General features: G+C 72.1%; 14 protein-coding genes. 6 read left to right on the top strand and 8 right to left on the bottom strand.

Annotated features, from left to right (window positions below):
• Positions 1–92 precede the first annotated feature (92 nt).
• A complete protein-coding gene (locus tag CG736_RS25500; protein ID WP_232734172.1) occupies positions 93–1,094 on the top strand; it encodes an endonuclease/exonuclease/phosphatase family protein in 1,002 nt (333 codons plus the stop codon).
• Between the two features lie 7 nt (positions 1,095–1,101).
• Here CG736_RS25500 and CG736_RS25495 read toward each other — a convergent pair whose 3' ends face one another.
• Positions 1,102–1,767: a response regulator transcription factor gene (locus CG736_RS25495; RefSeq protein WP_100588507.1), complete on the bottom strand. Its 666-nt coding sequence runs from the start codon at positions 1,765–1,767 to the stop codon at positions 1,102–1,104.
• On the bottom strand, positions 1,764–3,098 hold the full coding sequence (locus CG736_RS25490; protein ID WP_369880466.1) for a sensor histidine kinase: 1,335 nt from the start codon (positions 3,096–3,098) through the stop codon (positions 1,764–1,766). Before CG736_RS25490 ends, CG736_RS25495 begins: the two co-directional genes overlap by 4 nt.
• 300 nt (positions 3,099–3,398) lie before the next feature.
• Here CG736_RS25490 and CG736_RS25485 point away from each other — a divergent pair, with 300 nt between their 5' ends.
• From CG736_RS25485 to CG736_RS25475, 3 genes are all read left to right on the top strand, one after another.
• Entirely contained in the window at positions 3,399–4,847 is a 1,449-nt protein-coding gene (locus CG736_RS25485) for a hypothetical protein (protein WP_232734180.1), read from the top strand.
• A gap of 174 nt (positions 4,848–5,021) precedes the next feature.
• Positions 5,022–5,663, top strand: a complete 642-nt coding sequence (locus tag CG736_RS25480) for a dihydrofolate reductase family protein (RefSeq protein WP_100588504.1) — start codon at positions 5,022–5,024, stop codon at positions 5,661–5,663.
• A gap of 116 nt (positions 5,664–5,779) precedes the next feature.
• The gene (locus CG736_RS25475) at positions 5,780–6,172 is read left to right on the top strand and encodes a hypothetical protein (RefSeq protein WP_100588503.1); all 393 of its coding nucleotides are present in this window, start codon (positions 5,780–5,782) and stop codon (positions 6,170–6,172) included.
• Between the two features lie 144 nt (positions 6,173–6,316).
• On the opposite strand, the gene CG736_RS25470 is transcribed toward CG736_RS25475, so the two are convergent.
• Positions 6,317–6,619 carry a hypothetical protein gene (locus tag CG736_RS25470; RefSeq protein WP_100588502.1) on the bottom strand — a complete coding sequence of 101 codons (303 nt, stop codon included), beginning with the start codon at positions 6,617–6,619 and terminating at the stop codon, positions 6,317–6,319.
• A 409-nt stretch (positions 6,620–7,028) separates the two neighbouring features.
• Positions 7,029–14,348 (bottom strand): DUF11 domain-containing protein, encoded by a 7,320-nt coding sequence (locus CG736_RS25465; protein ID WP_198520607.1) that lies wholly within the window; start codon positions 14,346–14,348, stop codon positions 7,029–7,031.
• A 1,707-nt stretch (positions 14,349–16,055) separates the two neighbouring features.
• Here CG736_RS25465 and CG736_RS36525 point away from each other — a divergent pair.
• Positions 16,056–16,313 (top strand): hypothetical protein, encoded by a 258-nt coding sequence (locus CG736_RS36525; RefSeq protein ID WP_157815731.1) that lies wholly within the window; start codon positions 16,056–16,058, stop codon positions 16,311–16,313.
• Positions 16,314–16,516: 203 nt separating this feature from the next.
• Here the strand turns inward: CG736_RS36525 and CG736_RS25455 are convergent, their stop codons facing one another.
• The 3 genes from CG736_RS25455 to CG736_RS25445 form a co-directional block, all read right to left on the bottom strand.
• Complete coding sequence (locus tag CG736_RS25455; RefSeq protein WP_232734171.1) at positions 16,517–17,683, bottom strand: serine hydrolase; 1,167 nt, start codon at positions 17,681–17,683, stop codon at positions 16,517–16,519.
• A 131-nt stretch (positions 17,684–17,814) separates the two neighbouring features.
• Entirely contained in the window at positions 17,815–18,144 is a 330-nt protein-coding gene (locus CG736_RS25450) for a hypothetical protein (RefSeq protein WP_100588498.1), read from the bottom strand.
• A gap of 105 nt (positions 18,145–18,249) precedes the next feature.
• A complete protein-coding gene (locus tag CG736_RS25445; RefSeq protein ID WP_100588497.1) occupies positions 18,250–18,837 on the bottom strand; it encodes a TetR/AcrR family transcriptional regulator in 588 nt (195 codons plus the stop codon).
• A 114-nt stretch (positions 18,838–18,951) separates the two neighbouring features.
• On the opposite strand from CG736_RS25445, the gene CG736_RS25440 reads away from it, so the two are divergent.
• Complete coding sequence (locus tag CG736_RS25440; RefSeq protein WP_100588496.1) at positions 18,952–20,355, top strand: amidase; 1,404 nt, start codon at positions 18,952–18,954, stop codon at positions 20,353–20,355.
• 36 nt (positions 20,356–20,391) lie between these two features.
• Here the strand turns inward: CG736_RS25440 and CG736_RS25435 are convergent, their stop codons facing one another.
• The gene (locus CG736_RS25435; protein WP_100588495.1) at positions 20,392–20,829 is read right to left on the bottom strand and encodes a hypothetical protein; all 438 of its coding nucleotides are present in this window, start codon (positions 20,827–20,829) and stop codon (positions 20,392–20,394) included.
• Between the last annotated feature and the right edge of the window lie 20 nt (positions 20,830–20,849).

Raw genomic sequence — 20,849 nt, 5'->3', positions numbered from 1 at the left:
GACCCGCAACCGTGCTCCCGTCGCCGTCGTCCTCTCCCCACGACGGCGGCCGGTGATCACGGCCGCCACCGGCATCCCGCAGGAGGAGCATCGTGGTTGACGGCACGTCGGAGACCGGTGCGGGCACACCGCGCCGGCGGCGGTGGCGTGCGGCCCTGACGGGTCTGTGCGTCGTGTTGCTGCTCGGGCCGGCCGCGCTCGCCGTGGTCCGCGTCCTGGGCCTGGACGACGGGACGGTCCTGGCCCTGCCGATGGCGGCCCTGCCGTACGCGGCGCTGCTGACCGTGCCGGCGGCGGCGGTGCTGGCCGGGTTGCGCCGCTGGGTCCTCACGGGCCTGGCCGTGCTCCTGGTGGGGCTCCAGCTGTGGTGGCTGCTCCCGCGCGTGGTCGCCGACGGGGCCCAGGTGCCGGCCGGCGCGCCGCGGCTCTGGGTGGCCACCAGCAACGCCTACCTGGGCGGAGTCTCGCCGACGGCGCTCGTCGACCTGGTCCGCACGCAGCGCCTGGACGCTCTGGCGGTGGAGGAGCTGAGCGTCTCGGCGGCGCAGGCGCTGGACGCGGCGGGCATCCGCGAGCTGCTCCCCCACCGGGAGATGCCCGCCGGGTCCGACACGGCGCTCTTCACCCGGCTGCCGGTGACGGGGGCGGGCGATCCGGCGTGGCCGACCGTCAACGTGACGGTCGCGGTGGCCGGCCGGCCGGTGCAGCTGGTGGCGGTGCACACCTACTACCCGCTGGGCGACGCCCGCCGGTGGGCGACGGGCATGCACGAGCTGCGGGACGCCGCGGCCGGGCGCAGCAGCGGCGACGCGGTGCTGCTGGGCGACTTCAACGCGACGCTCGACCACGCGCCGATGCGCAGCCTCCTGGCGACCGGGCTCACGGACACGCACGCCGAGCTGGGGACCGGGCTGATGCCGACCTGGCCGGAGCACAACCGCGACTTCCCCCGCCTGCCGCCGGTGATCCAGATCGACCACGTCCTGCACGGCCGGGCGCTGCGCGCGGTGTCGGTCGCCGAGTACGCCCTCGCCGGGACGGACCACCGCGCGGTGGTGGCCGAGCTCGCCGTCCTCGACCGGAACGGGGAGTGACACCGGGTCAGGGCGGCGGGACGAGGCCGCTCTCGTGCGCGAGGACGACGGCCTGGATCCGGTCGCGGAGCGCGAGTTTGTGCAGGATCCGGCCCAGGTGGGACTTCACGGTCGCCTCCGCGAGATGGAGGCGGGCCGCGATCTCCGCGTTCGACAGGCCCCGGCCCACCTCGACCAGGACTTCCCGCTCACGGGCGCTGAGCCGCCCCAGCCGCTCCTCGTGACGGCCGGCCGCAGCGGCCCCGGCCAGGTGCGGGCGGACGTCGTCCAGCAGGCGGCGGGTGATCCGCGGGGAGAGCACCGCGTCGCCCGCCGCCACGCTGCGGATCGCCGCGAGCAGCTCGTCGGGCCTGGTGTTCTTCAGCAGGAAGCCCGACGCCCCGGCGTCCAGCGCGGCGAAGGCGTACTCGTCCAGGTCGAACGTGGTCAGGATCAGCACTCTGCTCAGCGGGCAGGCGTCGGTGAGCCGCCGGGTCGCCTCGATGCCGTCCGTCCCCGGCATCCGGATGTCCATGAGGACGACGTCGGGGCGCAACTCCCGGGCCAGGCGCACCGCGTGGGCGCCGTCGGCGGCCTCGCCGACCGGGGTCATGTCGGGCTGGGCGTCGAGGATGGTGGTGAAGGCCATCCGCAGCAGTGCCTCGTCGTCGGCGACCAGGACGCGGATCGTCATGCGGTCACCGCTTCCGCGCTGTCGAGGAACAGGCGCGCGTGGACGTGCCAGCCGCCGCCCGGGAGCGGTCCGGCGCGCAGGGTCCCGCGGTAGGCGGCCGCGCGTTCCCGCATGCCGGGGATCCCGTGGCCCGACGCGGCTTCGGGACGGGGCGGGGCGGTGCGCGGGCCGTTGTCGGTGACGTCCACGGTGACGGACCGGGCCCGGCACTGGAGGCGGACCTCGGCGCGGGCGCCGGCGGGCGCGTGTTTGAGGGTGTTGGTCAACGCTTCCTGCACCAGGCGGTAGACGGTCAGCTGGGCGGTGGCGGGCAGCCGGTCGTGGGCGCCGCGGAGGTCGAGGACGGTGGGCAGCCCGGCGGCGCACATCCGCTCCGTCAGCTCCTGAAGGTCACCGATGCCGGGCAGCGGACGGCGCTCGACGCCCGGCCCGTCGGTGCCCGACCCGTCGACGCCCGGCCCGTCGGTGCGCAGGACGCCGAGCGAGCGCCGCATGTCCACCAGGGCCTGCCGGCCGGTCTCGGAGGCGCGGAGCATCGCCGTGGCAGCGGCCTCGGGCGCGTGGTCCCGCGCATGGAGGGCGGCGTCGGTGAGCGCGACCATCACCGACAGGTTGTGGGTGACGATGTCGTGCATCTCCCGGGCGATGCGACTGCGCTCCTCGGCCACCGCCAGCCGCGCCTGCTGATCCCGCTGCTGCTCCAGACGCGCGGCCCGCTCCTGCGACGCCACGAGGAAGGCGCGGGCGGTCCGCGCGTTAACCCCCAGCGCGGCGGCCGCCACCACCGCCGCGGTCAGCGCCGCGAAGGGCGCCAGGAACGCGCCCGGCGTCGCCCAGCGCAGGCACGCCAGCAGCGCCCCGCCCTCCACGACTGCGCACGCCACGAACACGGCACGCCGCCCCGCGTCCGCGGCCACCGCGTACAGGGCCACCAGCAGGGCGGCGTCCGCAGGCAGTTGGACACCCGCCCACCACTGGACGAACGCCGCCGCCACCACTGCCGCGAACACCGCCCCGGGCGCCCGGCGCAGCCACACCAGCGGCAGCACCAGAGCGACGGTCAGGGCCGCGGCCACCAGGAGCTCCCCCCGGCCGTACGTGAGGACGACATGAAGCAGCAGCAGGACCAGGAACAGCGGCACGAGCAGCGAACCGGGCGCGACGGACGACAGCAAAACGCGGGCGGCGGACGGCAGGACGCGGACGGCAGATGGCAGCCGGGGGCTGCGGCGACCGTCGGGGTCGGGCTCCGTTGTCGGCCGCTCGCCCGTCCGGTGGCGTGCCGGGCGGGTGCTGCTGCCGGGCCCCTCGACCGTCTCGGTCCCCACCACGCGTCCCCCTCGTCGATCCGCCCCGCCGTACAGCGGCCCCGGGTCCCTTCTGGCCCCGGTGCGCTGGTGCCACGGTAGGACGCGGGCGCGGCCGCGCACATGATCCCTCGGCGGGAGAGCGCCGCGCCCGGGTACGACCCGAGGAGGAGTCCGCGTTGCTCCCCGGGTCGCAAAACGGCTGCTCGGCGGCGGGTCCGCGTGCGACCGCGGGCGGCATCCGGCGGCGACCGGCGGCGGATGTGCCGCGGTGCACGCCGCCCCGACGATGACGGGGTGACCGAGATCATCCCCGAACTGTCCATGTCCCCGCTGGAGTTGCTCACCGTACTGAGCGCCCTCGCGCTCGTCGCGGCGCGCTGGCTGCCGCCCGCCGCCCGTGGGCGAACCACGATCGCCGCGACCGCGGTCCTCGCCGTGTCCGCGGCCGTGCTGGGCGTGGTGGGCGTCCGCTGGCAGCTGCTGCCGGTCCTGGCCGGCGCCGCGGCGACACTGCCGTTCGCGCTCTCGCCCCTCCTGCGTCTCCTGCCGGCGTCGCGCCGGCGCCGTCCCGGCCGGCCGGCGTGGCGGGCCAGGTGGTGGCTGGCGGTGCCGGCCTCGGCGGCCTGCGCCGCACTGATCGCCTCCGGGCCGATCGCCGCGTGGGCGTTCCCCGTGCCCGTGTTCCCCGCGCCGTCGGGCCCCTTCGCGGTCGGCACCCGGGTGGTGCAGTGGTCCGACCCCGACCGCGCCGAGACGTTCACCCCCGACCCCGCCGACCGGCGCACCGTCGTCGTCCAACTCTGGTACCCCGCACGGAACAGCCCCACGAGCACGCCCGGAGCCCGCTACCTCGGACGCACCCAGCAGGAGGCCCGCACCGTCGCCGACGCCCTCGCCCACGGCGCCGGCCTGCCCGGTTTCCTGCTCGACGGCACGACACGCGCCCGCACCCACGCCCGCACCGACGCGCCCGTCGCCGACGGCGACCGGCGCTGGCCGGTCGTCCTGTTCTCCCCCGGCTCGGGCGGCGCCCGCACCCAGAACACCGCCTGGGCGGAGGAGGTCGCCAGCCACGGCTACGTCGTCGCCGCCCTCGACCACCCCTACGACAGCGCGGCCGTCGTCCTTGAGGACGGCCGGACCATCCGCTCCGCGACCACCTCCAGCGGCGACCGGGACACCGACGAGCGCCTCGCGGCCGACTGGACCGCCGTCCGCGCCGACGACCTCCGCTTCGTCCTCACCCAGCTGCAGAACCTGGACCGCGGCACCGTCCCCGACCCGCTGACCGGACACCTCGACACCGCCCGCACCGCGGCAGCCGGCCACTCCATGGGCGGCGCCGCCGCCCTCCAGGCGGCCCGGCACGACCCGCGCATCGGCGCCGTCGTCGACCTCGACGGCTACCCCCACGGCCCCATCGCCCCCGCCCTCCACCAGCCCGCCCTCGCCCTCACCTCCGCTCCCACCCCCGACACCGACCCCCGCTACCTGCCCCGCCTCACCGAGGCCCTCACCCTCGACACCGCCACCAGCTACCGCCTCACCGTGCCCCGCACCGCCCACCTCAGCTTCACCGACAGCCCCCTCTACCTGCCGCCGCTGCCCTCGCTCGTCGGCTCCCTCGGCCGCACCGAGAGCCCCCGCACCACGGCCGCCGCCACCCTCGCCTTCCTCGACGCCGTCCTGCAACCCACCCCCGGCGACCCGGCCGGCGCCCTGTCCGCCTACGGCGAGCTCACCGTCCACCACCCCGACGGGACCGGCTGACCGGCCGACCGGCCGACCGGCTGACCGGCGTTCGGGAACGGGCTGCCGGGCGGGCCTGCGACGGGCCCGCCCGGCAGCGGGGCGGCAGGTGTCGGCGTGGCGGCCGAGCTTTCCGGCCCAGCCGGGTCTACACCTCGACGAAGGCGACCGAAACCTCTCACCGGGAGTGCAGCCATGGGCCTGATCCACATCGAACTGTTCGCCACCCTCGACCTCGTCGGGCAGGCGCCGGGCGGACCCGACGAGGACCCGTCGGGTTTCCCGTTCGGCGGCTGGCAGGCGCCCCTGATCGACGACGTCACCGGCGCACAGATCAGCGCCGCGTACGAGGGCACCGACGCCCTCCTGCTCGGCCGGCGCACCTACGACCTCTTCGCCGCCTACTGGCCGCACCAGAAGGACGGCGAGATCGCCGAACTCTTCAACAGCGTCCCGAAGTACGTGGCCTCCCGCGGCACCCCCGACCTCCCCTGGGCCGGATCCACCCTGCTCGGAGCCGACCTGGCCCGGGCGGTGCACGAGATCCGCGACCGGCACCAGCACGTCAAGGTCGTCGGAAGCCTGAACCTGGTGCAGACCCTCCTGCGCGAGAAGCTCTTCGACCGCCTCGACCTCTGGGTGCACCCGATCGTCCTCGGCGTCGGAAAGAAGGTGTTCGACACCGGCGCGGTACCCACCAACCTCACCCTCCTGACCCCACCGGCAGCCGCCCCCGCCGGCACCGTCCACCTCCGCTACGCCCTCGCCGACGGCACCCCCCGCACCGGCGACATGAGCGCACCCGACCGCGGACTCCGTCGCGACGACACGCGCTGACCCACCGGACGGTCCGTCGGCCGCCGCCCCGGGGCCTGCCGACGGTGCGTCAGGACCCCACGAGCACCGGTCGGGGAAAAGGTGGAACCCTGGTGCGCCTGCGGACAGGTGGGGGTGTGGAACTCTCGATGCGGGCGCGGTTGCGCGCCGGGGCACAGGAGGCGTTCGGGGAGCTCTTCGACGAGCACGCCGGCGCCCTGATGAAGGCCGCCGCGAAACTCCCCGGCACCTCGATCGTCACCGACCAGGTCGACGCCACCGGCCGCACGGGCGTCGCCGTCGTCGGCATGAACGGAACCCAGCGCGTCGCCCTGATCTTCGACTCCACCACCGGCGCCTACCTCGGCATCCGCGAAGTCCTCCTCACGTACCTCCCCGCCGTCGGCCCCGACGGCACTCCCCCGACCGGCGAACCCACCCCGCAGCAGATCGCCGCCGACCCCGAAGCCGTCTACTCCACCGCGGCTCTCGAAGAACGCCTCGTCAGCCGGACCGGCGCCCAGGACTGACAGCCCACCCACCCCCCAGGGCCGCCAGCCGCACCACCACCGGCCCCCTGAACACCGCGACGCGACACCACAACAAGCCCGTCCCTCCCGACGGCCGCCAGGAGGGGACGGCCACCGAGAGGGACGGGCAGTCGGGTCGCGGGATCACACGGTGCTGGCGATCCAGCCCACGGTTTCGGTGGTGTGCTGACCGTCGGACAACGCCCTGCCCGAGCCCACGAGCTCGTTGATCCGGATCTTGAAGCCGGTGACGGTGACATCGGCGATCCGCAGGCCCGGCGTGTCGGGGCCGTTGAACGTCTGCACGAACGGCACGACGATCACACTCGCACCGGCCGGGAACGGCGAGGGGAACGTGACCTGGGTGAAGGTCGACGTGTTCCCACCGGTCACCTCCGTGGGATGCGTGGAGTTCAGCTGCAACCTACCGGTCTGAACCATGGCCATGGCTTCTGCCCCTTCCGCTCGTGTCCCGCCCACCGCACCCCGCACCCCGCACGCGACCGCACGGCCGACGGCACCGGCAATTGCTTCCATACGAAACAACCCGCCAATGAACTGCCCGCCCCCACCAGGGTTTAGCTCACAAGTCACCCCTTCCGGCTATCCGCACCCCCACCCCTTGCCGCACCAGCCCCTCCGAACGCCCCACCCCCCACCGGGACTTGCCCCACAAGCGAGTAGGACCCGACCAGCGCAGCACGCCCCCGCGCAATCCGGCGCGGACGGCCGCGAACCGGCACTCGACCACCGATCCACCACTGCGCGCCCAACCTCGCACGGCAGGGGACCGCCCCCGGAGCCATGGGGCCCCGGGGGCGGTCGCTTCACCGAACGAGCGGTGATTGCGTGGGCGTTACCCCACGAACCGGTCCGCGTTCGCCCGGCGCCGTGCCCGGTACAGCAGCACACCGCCCAGCGTCAGCAGCCCGCCACCGGCCAGGCCCACCGCCGCGAGACCCGCAGGCGAACCCGTGTCCGGCAGGTGACCGCCCCCACCACCACCGTGCTTCGGCGGCGCCGTCGGACGAGGAACCTTCACACAGCCCTCGCCCTTCTCCCGCTCCGGGCACTCCGACACCGTCACGCACAGCGACACCGGCCGGCTCTCCACCGACTGTCCCTGCGGGTCACGACCCGAAGCCGTCGCCGTGTTGATCACGTGACCGGCCTTCGCGTCCTCCTCCGTCACCACGTACACACCGCGGCAGGTCGTGCTCGCACCCGGCTCCAGCGTCGTCGCATCGCAGGTGACGTGCGCGACCCGGTCGTCACGGACCATCACATCCGTCAGCACCGTCGTCCCGGTGTTCGTCACCGTGTACGTGTACGTCACGGTGTCACCCACCTGCGCGGAACCGGACACATCGGACTGCTTGACGATCGACAGCGACGACGCACCCGACGTGGTCTCCACCGTCACCTCGCCCGGCCCGCTCTCCACCGGGCGACCCTCCGGGTCCACACCACCCGCACGGGCCGTGTTCGTCACATGACCCGCCTCGACATCCTCCTCCGTAATCGTGTAACTGCCGTGGCACACCGTGCTCGCACCCGGGTTCAACGTCGTCGCATCACAGGTCACCGACGCGACACGGTCGTCCGTGACAGACAGGCTGTGCACCGCCGCCGTACCGGTGTTGGTCACCGTGTACGTGTAGTCGACCGTGTCACCCACCCGGAACGGGCCCGCGCTGTCGGCCTTCTTCACGATGGACAACTGCGCCTCGCCCACGACCGTGACCGTAGCCTCGGCCGGCGGACTCTGCACCGCCCTGCCATTGGGATCGGTGCCGTTCGCGCGCGCCGTGTTCGTCACGTGACCCGCCGCGGCATCCGCCGCCGTAATCGTGTAACTGCCTTGGCAAAGCGTGCTCGCACCCGGGTTCAACGTCGTCGCGTCACAGGTGACCGACGTGACGCGGTCGTCCACCACAGCGACGTTGTGGATCACCGCCGTGCCGGTGTTCGTCACGGTGTACGTGTAGTGCACCGTGTCACCCACATGGAACGGACCCGCGCTGTCCGCCGTCTTCTCGACGGCCAACTCGGCCTCACCCACGACCGGAACGGTCGCGTCGATCGGCGGACTCTGAACCTCCTGCCCCTCAGGATCCGTGCCGGTGGCGTGAGCGGTGTTGGTGACATGCCCGGCCTGAACATCAGCTGCGGTAACCACGTAGCTGCCGTGGCACAGCGTGCTCTGACTCGGATTCAGCGTGGTCGCGTTGCACGTCACCGACTCAACATGGTCGTCCACGACGCTCACGTTGTGAACGACCGCCGTACCGGTGTTGGTGACGGTGTACGTGTAGTTGACGGTGTCGCCCACGTGGAACGGGCCGGCGCTGTCCGCAGTCTTCTCGATCGACAGCAGCGCCTCGCCCACCACGGGGACAGTGGCCTCACCAGGAGGGCTCTGCACCGTCCGGCCTTCGGGGTCGGTACCGGTCGCGCGAGCGGTGTTGGTCACGTGGCCGGCCTGCACATCGGCTGCGGAGATCACGTAGCTGCCGTGACAGAGCGCGCTCTGGCCAGGGTTCAGCGTCGTCGTGTCACAGGTCACCGACGCAACATGGTCGTCCGCCACCGTGACGTTGTGGACGGCCGCCGTACCCGTATTGGTCACCGTGTACGTGTAGTTCACGGTGTCACCGACATGGAACGGACCCGTGGCATCGGCCGTCTTCTCGATGGCCAGCTCGCCTTCGCCCACAACCGGGACGGTCGCTTCGATCGGCGGACTCTGCACCTCGTGGCCCTCCGGGTCGACGCCCTTCGCGTGAGCCGTGTTGGTGACATGACCGGCCGACACATCCCCCGCCGTCACGACGTAGGTGCCGTGGCACAGCGTGCTCGCACCCGGGTTCAACGTCGTCGCATCACACGTCACCGAAGCGACGCGGTCGTCCGAAACAGTCAGGTTGTGCAACGCTGCGGTACCCGTGTTGGTCACCGTGTACGTGTATGTCACGGTGTCGCCGACATGGAACGGGCCGGCGGAGTCTGCCGTCTTCTCGATCGACAGCAGTGCCTCGCCCACCACCGGGACAGTCGCCTCACCAGGAGGACTCTGCACCGGCTCACCATCGGGGCCGGTGCCTTTCGCGTGAGCCGTGTTGGTCACGTGACCGGCCGTGACATCCGCAGCGGTGATGACGTAGGAGCCGTGGCACAGCGTGCTCGCGCCCGGATTCAACGTCGTCGCATCACACGTCACCGAAGCGATGTGGTCGTCCGCCACCGTGATGCTGCTGACGGCGCCCGTGCCCGTGTTGGTGACGGTGTACGTGTAGTTCACCGTGTCGCCCACGTGGAACGGACCGGCACTGTCCGCCGTCTTCTCAATGGTCAGCTGGCCCTCGCCCACCACAGGGACGGTCACCTCACCGGGCGGGCTCTGCACCGGCTGCCCCTCTGGGTCCGTGCCGTTCGCGTGAGCAGTGTTGGTGACATGCCCGGCCTGAACATCCGCCGCAGTAACGACGTACGAACCGTGGCAGAGCGTGCTCGCCCCCGGATTCAACGTCGTCGCATCACACGTCACCGACGCAACATGGTCGTCCGTCACGGTCAGGCCGTGCACCGCCGCCGTACCGGTGTTCGTTACCGTGTACGTATAGGCGACGGTCTCACCCACGTGGAACGGGCCGGCGCTGTCCGCCGCCTTCTCGATGGACAGCTCACCCTCGCCCACGACCGGAACGGTCGCCTCACCAGGAGGACTCAGCACCGTCTGCCCCTCGGGGTCGGTGCCCTCCGCGTGAGCCTTGTTCGTCACGTGGCCCGCCGACACATCCCCCGCCGTCACGACATACGAACCGTGACAGAGCGTGCTCTGACCCGGGTTCAGGGTCGTGGCGTCACACGTCACCGAGGCGACGTGATCGTCCGTGACCGTGAGGCTGTGCACGGCGGCCGTACCGGTGTTGGTCACCGTGTACGTGTACGACACGGTGTCACCGACGTGGAACGGGCCGGCAGCGTCCGCGGCCTTCTCGATGGTCAGCTCCGCGATGCCGGCCACCGGAACGGTGGCCTCACCGGGCGGGCTCTGAACCTCTTGGCCCTCGGGGTCGGTGCCGTTCGCGTGAGCCGTGTTGGTCACGTGACCAGCCGTGACATCAGCCGCCGTCACGACGTACGAACCGTGGCAGAGCGTGCTCTGACCGGGGTTCAGCGTCGTCGCGTTGCACGTGACACCGGCGACGTGGTCGTCCGTCACGGTCAGGCCGTGCACCGCCGCCGTACCGGTGTTCGTCACCGTGTACGTGTAGGTGACGGTCTCACCCACGTGGAACGGGCCGGCGCTGTCAGCCGTCTTCTCGATGGTCAGCCGACCCTCGCCCGCCACCGGAACGGTCGCGTCCGCCGGAGGGCTCAGCACCGTCTGGCCCTCGGGGTCCGTACCCTCGGCGTGAGCCGTGTTGGTCACGTGTCCCGCCGAGACGTCCGCCGCCGTGACGACGTACGACCCGTGGCACAGCGTGCTCGCCCCCGGGTTCAACGTCGTCGCGTCGCACGTCACCACCGCGACGTGGTCATCTGCGACCGTGAGGTTGTGCACCGCAGCGGTACCGGTGTTCGTCACCGTGTAGGTGTAGGAAACCGTGTCACCGACATGGAACGGGCCCGCAGAATCGGCCACCTTCTCAATCGCCAACTCGGCCTCGCCCACCACCGGAACGGTCGTCTCACCAGGAGGACTCTCCACCGGCCGACCCTCGGGGTCGAGGCCGCTCGCATGAGCCGTGTTGGTCACGTGACCGTTCTGCACATCCGCAGCGGTGACGACGTAGGACCCGTGGCAGAGCGTGCTCTCACCGGCCGGCAGCGTCGTCCTGTTACACGTCACCGACCCGATCAGGTTGTCACTCACCTCCAGGTCGTGCACCGGAGCGGTACCCGCATTGGTCACCGTGTACGTGTAGTTGACGGTGTCACCCACATGGAACGGGCCGGCGCTGTCCGCCACCTTCTCGATCGTCAGCACCGCGTCACCCGCGATGTCGATCGTCGCCTCACCAGGAGGACTCTGCACATCCCGACCCTCGGGATCAGTGCCGTGCGCACGAGCCGTGTTCGTCACCTGGCCCGCGGACACATCCGCCGCCGTGATCACGTAACTGCCGTGGCAGAACGTGCTCGCACCAGGGTTCAGCGTCGTCACGTCACACGTCACCGAAGCGATGCGGTCGTCCGACACCGCCAGATCGTGCACCGCCGCCGTACCCGTGTTCGTCACCGTGTACGTGTAGGTGACGGTCTCACCCACATGGAACGGACCTGCCGAGTCCGCCGCCTTCTGAATCGTCAGCAGCGCCTCACCCAGGACCGGGACGGTCGCCTCACCAGGAGGACTCACCACCGTCCGGCCCTGCGGATCCGTGCCCTCGGCGTGGGCCGTGTTCGTCACATGACCGGCCGACACATCCGCCGCCGTGACGACGTACGAACCGTGGCAGAGCGTGCTCGCACCCGGATTCAACGTCGTCGCATCACACGTCACCACCGCGACGTGATCGTCCACGACAGACAGGTTGTGCACCGCCGCCGTACCCGGGTTCGTCACCGTGTACGTGTAGGAAACCGTGTCACCGACATGGAACGGGCCCGCAGAATCAGCCACCTTCTCAATCGCCAGCACGGCCTCGCCCACCACCGGGACAGTCGCCTCACCAGGAGGACTCACCACCGGCTGCCCCTCGGGGTCGGTGCCGTTCGCGTGAGCCGTGTTGGTGACATGGCCGGCCGTGACATCCGTCGCCGTCACGACATACGTGCCGTGGCACAGCGTGCTCGCGCCCGGATTCAACGTCGTCGCGTCACACGTCACCGCAGCAACATGGTCGTCGGTCACGGTGAGCGCGTGGACAGCAGCAGTACCGGTGTTCGTCACCGTGTACGTGTAGTTCACGGTGTCGCCCACGTGGAACGGACCCGCACTGTCCGCCGTCTTCTCGATGGACAGCTCACCCTCGCCCACAACGGGGACGGTCACCTCACCGGGCGGGCTCTGTACCGGCTGCCCCTCGGGGTCCGCACCGTTCGCGTGAGCCGTGTTGGTCACATGACCGGCCGTCACATCAGCCGCCGTCACGACATAAGTGCCGTGGCACAGCGTGCTCGCCCCCGGATTCAACGTCGTCGCGTCACACGTCACCGCAGCGACGTGGTCGTCCGCGACAGACAGGTTGTGCACCGCAGCGGTGCCGGTGTTCGTGACGGTGTAGGTGTACGCCACGGCGTCACCTACGTGGAACGGGCCCGCACTGTCCGCCGCCTTCTCGATCGTCAGCTCCGCGATGCCCGCCACCGGAACGGTCGCTTCACCAGGAGGGCTCTGCACCGGCTGCCCCTGGGGGTCCGTGCCGTTCGCGTGAGCCGTGTTGGTCACATGGCCGGCCGTCACATCAGCCGCCGTCACGACATACGAACCGTGGCAGAGCGTGCTCGCACCCGGGTTCAACGTCGTCGCGTCACACGTCACCGCAGCGACGTGGTCATCCGTGACAGACAGGCTGTGCACCGCCGCCGTACCGGTGTTGGTCACCGTGTACGTGTAGTCGACCGTGTCACCGACGTGGAACGGACCGGCGCTGTCGGCCGTCTTCTGGATACCCAGCTCGGCCTCGCCCACCACCGGAACGGTCGCCTCACCAGGAGGACTCTGCACCGTCCCGCCTTCAGGGTCCACACCCTCGGCGTGGGCCGTGTTGGTCACGTGGCCGGCCGCAACATCCGCCGCCGAGATGACGTACGAACCATGGCAGAGCGTGCTCGCACCGGGGTTCAGCGTCGTCGTGTCGCACGTCACCGACGCGACGTGGTCATCGGTCACGGCCAGCGCGTGGACCGCCGCCGTACCCGTATTGGTCACCGTGTAGGTGTAGTTGACGGTCTCACCCACGTGGAACGGACCCGCGGAGTCCGCCGTCTTCTCGATGGCCAGCACGGCGATGCCCACCACGGGGACGGTGGCTTCGCCGGGCGGGCTCTGCACCGTCCGGCCTTCAGGGTCCACACCCTCGGCGTGGGCCGTGTTGGTCACGTGACCGGCCGCAACATCCGCAGCGGTGATGACGTAGGAACCGTGGCAGAGCGTGCTCGCACCAGGGTTCAGCGTCGTCACGTCACACGTCACCGGCGCGATGCGGTCGTCCACGACGCCGAGGTTGTGCACCGTCGCGGTGCCGGTGTTGGTCACCGTGTACGTGTACTTGACGGTGTCGCCCAGCCGGAACGGGCCCGCGGAGTCCGCCGTCTTCTCGATGCCCAGCGCGGCGACGCCGACGACGGGCAGTGTCACTTCTTCCGGCGGGCTGACGACCTGTTCGCCCAGCGGGTCGCTGCCCACGGCCTGGGCTCTGTTGGTGAGGCTGCCGAGTGCCAGGTCGGCCTCGGTGACGAGGTAGGCGGCGTGGCAGAGGGTGCTCTGGCCGGGGTTGAGGGTGGTGGTGTCGCAGGTGACGTCCGCCGCGTGGTCGTCGCTGACGGAGACGTTGTCGACCACGGTCCGGCCGGTGTTCGTCACGGTGTACGTGTAGTGCACGGTGTCACCGACGTGGACGGGGCCCGCGGTGTCCGCCTCCTTGGCCAGGGCGATCGAGGAGGGGCCGATGACGTCGATCGTCGCCTGGGTCTCCACGGAGTTGATCGGCGCACCGGCGGCTGTGCCGAACGCGGTTGCGTGGTTGGTGACTTGTCCCGCGTCCGCGTCTTCGGGCGTGACCACGTAGGTGCCGTGGCACTTGGTCACGTCGCCGGGGCTGCCGCGCGGGGCGAGGGTGGTGGCGTCGCAGGTGATGTTGGTGATCCGGTCGTCCTGGACGTGGACGTCCGTGATCTCGGTGCCGCCCGTGTTGCTCACGATGTACGTGTAGGAGACGGTGTCACCGGCGTCGAACGGCCCGGGGGCGTCCACCTGCTTGACGACCTCGATGCCCGGCGGGGTCACCACCGGGATGTCCTCGGAGGACGGTGGCGACGTCACGGGGCCGCCGGGTGTGGTTCCGGTGGCCTGCGCGGTGTTGGCGATGTGGCCGGCGGCCCCGTCCGCGGGGGTGACCACGTAGGTCGCCGTGCAGGTGACCGTCTGGCCCACGGCCAGCGTGGTCACCGGGCAGCTGATCCCGCCGATCTTCGGGTCGTTGACCGTCAGGTTGTCGATCGGCACGTTCCCGGAGTTGGTGACGACGAAGTCGTAGTCGACCGGGGTGCCGACCGTCAGGTTGGCGGGCAGCGGCCGGTGGGCGTGCTTGACCAGGTTGAGCGAGGGCAGCGCCACGGACGTGCCGATCACCACGTTCCGGATCAGGTGCACGTCGGTGAAGGAGCCCGTGGACCCGGCGAAGCCGAACTTGTAGGTCGACGGGACGGGTTGCGGCGCGGGGGCGGTCAGCACCTGGCGCTCGCCCGCGCCGTCGTTGAAGTCGACGCCGACGGTCAGCACCGGGGACGGCGCCTGGGTCATGCGGACGTGCACCCGGCGGCGGGACGGCTCCAGCAGCGTCTGGGCCTGGGGCGGCGTCACGTCCGGCGGGAGGAACGTCAGCGGGCCCTGCAGGGTGCCCGGCAGGGTGGACGGCCACGGGCCGTTGGTGGTGAAGTTGCTCGTCGTCGCGGTCATGAAGCAGTAGCCCCCGACGCCGTCGCCGGGGCCGCGGACGGTGACCATGTTGTTGCCCGGCGCCGGGATGCGGAAGCCGGTGCCGGCCGGGGAGCGCTCGCCGGGGGGACAGCCGTTGCCGCGGTGCTCCCAGTCGCCGAAGTAGTTGCCGAGCACGTCGAGCCCGACGCCGAGGTAGCCGCTGTCGACGCCGGGCAGGAACGGGTTGGCGGGGTTGTCGTCGGGCAGCTTCTGCGCGTAGCCGAGGCTGCCGCCGAACGCGCCGGGGTGGGTGAGTGTGACGTCACCGTTGACCAGGAAGAACGAGATTCCGTCGGCCGGGGTGGCGGGGGTGGTGCTGCCGTACTGCCACTGGTCGAATTGCACGTCCAGGCCGGCGTTGGCCGGCAGCGCCTGGTCGAACAGCACCGCGCCGTTCTGGTCGTTGGCGGCATCGGTGATCCGCAGGTAGCCGAAGGGTGCGCTGTCCAGCGGCGGCACCGGCCCCGTCTCCGGGATCGGACAGCCGGTCAGCTGGCGGCCGTCCGGCGGGAGCGGGGTGGTGACGGGTCCGCCGGTCAGGCAGGCCGCGCCGACGGCGACGAACCGCGGGTCCGCGGTCGCGCCGGTGAAGTCCTCCTCCAGCAGGGTGGAGGCTCCGGCCCGGACGCTCTCCGGCGGCGCGGCGCGGTGCTGGGTCGGCGCTACGGCCTGGGCGCCCCATGAGGTGCTCAGCCCTGCGGCGGCCAGCCCGACTGCGGCTGCGGCACTGATGAAGCGGGCCGTGCGGGATCTCGGCCGCCCCGGTCCGCGGAATGGTCTCGTCATGCCTTGACTATGTGCAGCCGCTACGCACGGTTATCAGTTTGTACTATAAGTGGACCTAGGGAATCGCTCGGATGCGCGAACCCGGGATGCCGCCCGGGCCACCGACCCTCTGACTCGGTATCAGGGGGTCGGGGTCGAGTGACTGACCGTCAGGCGCACCGGAGAGAGTTCGCGAGAGGTCGACCGGTGGCGGGACCAGCACTTCGGGGGTCACTGACCGGTCGTCGGATCATCTGCCGGGAACCGTCCGCCTGCGCCGGACGAGCGGCCACCCAGGGGTGAAGCTTCGATCCGCCTCTCCCCGGTCGACACAAGGAGCGCTGACTCTCCGTCAGGACCACATGGCCGCAGGGCCGCATTGCGGGCCCCTGCGGCCCATGTCGTCCTGGAATCGGCCGGGCCGCCGCTGGGTCCTGCCGCCGCACACCTACTCGGAGGAGATTTCTCATGCGTGCTGTCAAGCGTGTCCTGGCCCTCGGCGCCCTCACCGCCCCCCTGGTGATCGGCTGCGCCGGACTCGCCTCCGCCGATGACTTCGACGCCCACTTCAACAAGTCCCAGTTCATCGCGAACGAGTCCGGCGCCGGCTTCGCCAACACGGGCTCGTTCGTCGACGAGAACGGGGTCGAGCACCACGCCTTCTGGGTCTGGGCGGACGACAACGGCGTCTCGGGCTCCTTCCTCGACTCCGGCGCCCACTTCTAGGAACCGGCCCCGGGCCGGGTGTCCGGCGGGCTCCCCCGCCCGCCGGACACCCGGCCCGACCCGCCACTCGTACCCGTCGACCCGCGTGTCACGGCCCCTGCGGTCGGCCGACCGCGGGTCGACGCGCGTCCGGAGCCGGCAGCCACTCCGTCAGGAGGGCGGCTCGGCGACTCAGAGCCTCAGCGGCTCGGCGACTCAGCGGCTCAGCGGCACAGCGCCGCGTCGACCGCGTCGGCCACCCGCTGCCTGACCTCGGGCGACGGGGCCGCGGTCACCGCGATGTTCGCCGCGCGGCCGTCCTCCGTGACGCCGCCGCGGGTGACGTAGCCGGGGAGGCTGCCGCCGTGGCCCCACGACAGGCCGCCGCAGGGCAGCGGGCGGCTGGCGAGTCCGAGGCCGTAGCGCGCGCCGGGGCCCATGTACTCGGCGGGGACGGTGGTGCGCATCTGTGCGAGCTGGGCCGGGGGCAGCAGTCGACCGCCGATCAGGGCGGCGAAGAAGCGGTTCAGGTCGGTGTTGGTGGAGATCATCGCACCGGCCGCCCAGGCCCAGGACGGGTCCATCTCGGTGATGTCGTACGGCTGGCCGCCGGGCTCCTCGGGCAGCACGTAGCCGTGCGGGTGGCGCTCGCGGACGGTCATGTCGCCCTGGGCGGGGAAGTAGGTGTGGCGCAGGCCGATCCGGTCGATGACGCGCTTGGTGATCTCCTCGCCGACGGGTCGTCCGGTGACCTTCTGGACGATCAGTCCGGCGATCAGGTATCCGGTGTTGCTGTACTTCCAGCCGGCGCCGGGGGCGAAGTCCGGGCGTTGCGCGAGGGCGATGTCGAGCAGCTCGCGCGGCTCGATGTACTGGTCGGGTCCGGCGAGGTCGACGAACGGGACGTAGTCCACCAACCCGCTGGTGTGCTGGAGTATCTGACGGACCGTGATGGACTTTCCGTCGATGCCGTCGCCGTGGATCAGGCCGGGCAGGTAGGTGTCGAGGGAGGCGTCCAGCTGGATCCTGCCCTCCGCGACCAGTTGGAGCACGACGACCGCGACGAAGGTCTTGGTGTTGCTGCCGATCCTGACCTGCCCGTCGACGGGGACCTTCGCCCCGGTGGCGAGATCGCCGACGCCCGAGGTGTAGTCGCGCGTCCGGCCGTCGCGTCCCCGGACGGCCGCGAGCGCCGCGGGCAGCTGGTCGCCGGCGACCAGCGCGTCCAGCCACTGCTGGACGGTGTCGGCCGGCCTGGCCTCGGCGGAGGCCGTGGCGGGCGCGGCGGAGGCGACGGTCGGGGCGAGCGCGCCGAGCAGCAGGGCGCCGGCGGCGACCGGGACCGCGCAGCGGCGGAGGGCGTAACGGCGGTACGGCGGTGGCGGGTTCACGAGGTGCTCCTGGTTCGGGGCGGGCCCGGGGCCGGGCCTGCCGGGTCCGTACCAGAACATCACGCGACCTTGTGGTGCGCCGTCACCATCGAGAAGGACTGCCCCGAGGCGGCCGTCGTCCTGACGGTGTATCAGGAATCCTGATCCGGAGCGATGCCGGACAGCTGCAGGGTGAACGGCGAGCCGGGCTCGGTGGGGGTCCAGCCCCGGGCGCGTGCGGTGCGGATTCCGGTGGCGACTTCGCGCGGCAGGACGAGGTCGGCGGGCGCGAGGTCGGGCCGGAGTCGGGCCGGGCGGCCGGTCTCCACCACGAGGGTGGCCCCGGGGTGGGTCGCGTGTTCGGCGACGTAGCCGAGGGTGTGGCCTTCGTAGTCGCAGCAGAGGCGCCGTCGGCTGACGTGCCAGCGGTATGCGACGCCGTCGACGACGATGCGGCGGGCGCCTTTGCGGGCGAGTGCCACGGTGGTTCCTCCCAGGTCGGCAGGTGTGCGGGTGCCAGGCCGGTGTCCGGGGGCCGGGTGCGGGTGTCACGGGCTCTTCCGGTGCTGCGGCGGAGAGTTGGGAGCCTACTCGCCGGTGTGGGCCCAGAGGCGGGACAGGTGGGCGTGCAGGAGGTGTTCGGCTTCCTCGGGGGTGCGCTGGCCGATCAGGACGTGGGCGGTGAGGCCGTCGGTGAGGGCGAGCAGGGTGTGGGCGTGGTGGGCGGGGTCGGGGGTGTCGACGGCGGCGGCGATCAGGTCGGTGAGCAGGGTCTCCAGGTCGGTGTAGCTGGTGCGCAGGCCGGCGGCGAGGGCGGGGTCGACGGCGGCGGCGGCGAGGAAGGCCAGCCAGGTGCGGGCCTGGGCGCGGTGACGGGTCTTCAGCAGGGCGATCTCGTGGGCGAGGTGGCCGACGGTGCTGGCCGGGGACTGTGCGGGGGCGGCGCGCAGGCGGGCGTGGGCGCGGGTGGTGACCTGGTGGCCGATGTGGGCGAGGGCGAACTGCAGCATCTCGCCCTTGGTGCGGAAGCAGCGCTGGACGGCACCCATGGAGACGTCGGCGCGGGCGGCGACGTCGCGGAGGGTGGCGGCTTCCAGGCCCTGTTCGTCGATCAGGGCGCAGACGGCGTCGGCGATCAGGCGCCGGCGCTCGTCGTGGTCCACCTGCTTGGGCATCTGCTGCGGCCTCCCGGGCGACGGCTTTATTCGATGCGAGTGTATCGGTTCGTGGGCTAGGGTGCGGTCCTGTTCCGATGCATCCGCATCGGAAAGGCTGAGGAGGACAGAACCATGTGGAAGCTTTCCGCCGGCGCGCTCGCCGCTGCCGTCCGGGCGGGCGAGGTGTCCGCGCTCGACGTGCTGGACGCCCATCTCGACCGGATCGCCGCGGTGAACCCGCGGATCAACGCCGTCACCCAGCTGTTCGGCGACCGGGCCCGGGCGGAGGCCCGCCGGATCGACCGGCGCCGGGCCGCCGGCGAGGAGCTCGGGCCGCTGGCCGGCGTGCCGTTCACGGTGAAGGAGTGCATCCGGGTCGAGGGGTACCCGACCACCTTCGGCATCCGGCGGTTCGCCGACCTGACGGCCCGGGCCGATGCGATTCCGGTGGCCCGGCTGCGCGCCGCGGGCGCGGTCCCGATCGGCCACAGCAACATGCCGTCGCTGATCCTCTCCGGCATGCACACCCGCAGCGAGCTGTACGGCGACACGCTGAACCCGTGGGACGCGGGGCGGACGCCCGGCGGCACCAGCGGCGGCGACGGCGCGGCGGTCGCCACCGGGATGGCCGCGCTCGGGCTGGGCGACGACTCGGGCGGCTCGATCCGCATCCCGGCCTCGTTCTGCGGCGTCGCGGCGCTGAATCCGACCGCGGGGCGGTTCGCCGCCGACCAGCGGATGCTGGGCCCGGACGATCCCGGCCCGGCGTCGCAGATCCTGGTCACGGACGGCCCGTTGGCCCGGACGGTGGCCGATCTGCGGCTGGCGTTCGAGTGCCTGGCGGGGCCCGACCCGCGTGATCCGCGGGCCGTCCCCGCGCCGCTGTACGGCCGTCCGGTCGACGGTCCGGTGAAGGTCGCGGTGGTCGCCGACCCGGGCGGGCGCGGCGTGCACCCGACCGTCCGGCGCGCGGTCGAGCGGGCCGCGGGGGCGCTGGCCGAGGCGGGGTACGACGTCCGCGAGGTGCCCGACGTGCCCCGGTTCGACGAGGCGTACGACGCCTTCCACCAGCTGACCGTCGCGGAGTTCACGCCGTCCTGGCCGGTGGTCCGTCAGCTGCTCGGCGAGGGCGGCGACCGCTTCATCGACTTCGCGATGCGCCGCACGCCGCAGCTCGACGCGGCCGGGCTGATCGCCCTGATGGGCACCTGGATGAACATCCGCCGCTCGTGGGCGGAGTTCCTGGCGGAGTACCCGCTGCTGCTCGGCCCGGTCTTCACCGAGCCGCCGGTCGAGCCCGGGCTGGAGTCTCGCGACCAGGAGAGCCGGGACCGGGTCGCCTCCGCCATGCGGCTGTGCTCGCTGACCAGTTTCGTCGGCGCCCCGGCGGTGGCCGTGCCCACCGGCCTGGCCGACGGCCTGCCGACGGGTGTGCAGTTGGTGGGCCGGCCGTTCCGCGAGGACCTCTGTCTCGCCGCTGCCCAGCAGTTGGAGGACCGGCTCGGCGTCCTCTCCCCCGTCGACCCGCTCCTCTGACGAGCCGTCACCGAGCCCCGGCGGGCGCTGCGGCCGTCAGCGGGCGGCGATGTCCACGTCGACGGTGTAGTCCTGCTGGCCGGGCGGGCAGGGTCGGGCCTCGCCGCAGCTGGTGCGGTGGGCGGTCACCCGGGCCGAGCCGGCGGTGCGGGCCGTGAAGGCGGTGGTGACGGTGCCGCAGCCGCTGCCGGGGCGGCAGGAGGGCGCGGCGGCGGTGGTGGGCTGTCCGGCGGGGGCGAGCAGGCCGGGGTCGGTGCTGGTGGCGGGCGACCAGTAGGTGCTGTGGAGTTCGGTGCGGACGGTGGTGCCGGGGGCGACGGTGATCCGGGTGCGGTCGGCGGACTCGTCGAGCACCACGAGGCCGGGCGTGGGGTGCGCAGCGGGGCTCGCGACGGTGGCAGCCGACCCGCAGCCGCTCAGTGCGACGAGGGCGAGCAGGGCTGCGGCGGCGGTTCTGCGGGGCTTCGGTGTCATGGCAGGGCTCCGGATCTCTG

It is taken from the genome of Kitasatospora sp. CB02891 (genome assembly GCF_002803145.1).
Lineage (GTDB): Bacteria > Actinomycetota > Actinomycetes > Streptomycetales > Streptomycetaceae > Kitasatospora > Kitasatospora griseola.
The sequence above is the reverse complement of the archived record's forward strand: the minus strand, read 5'-3'. Positions and strand labels throughout refer to the sequence as shown.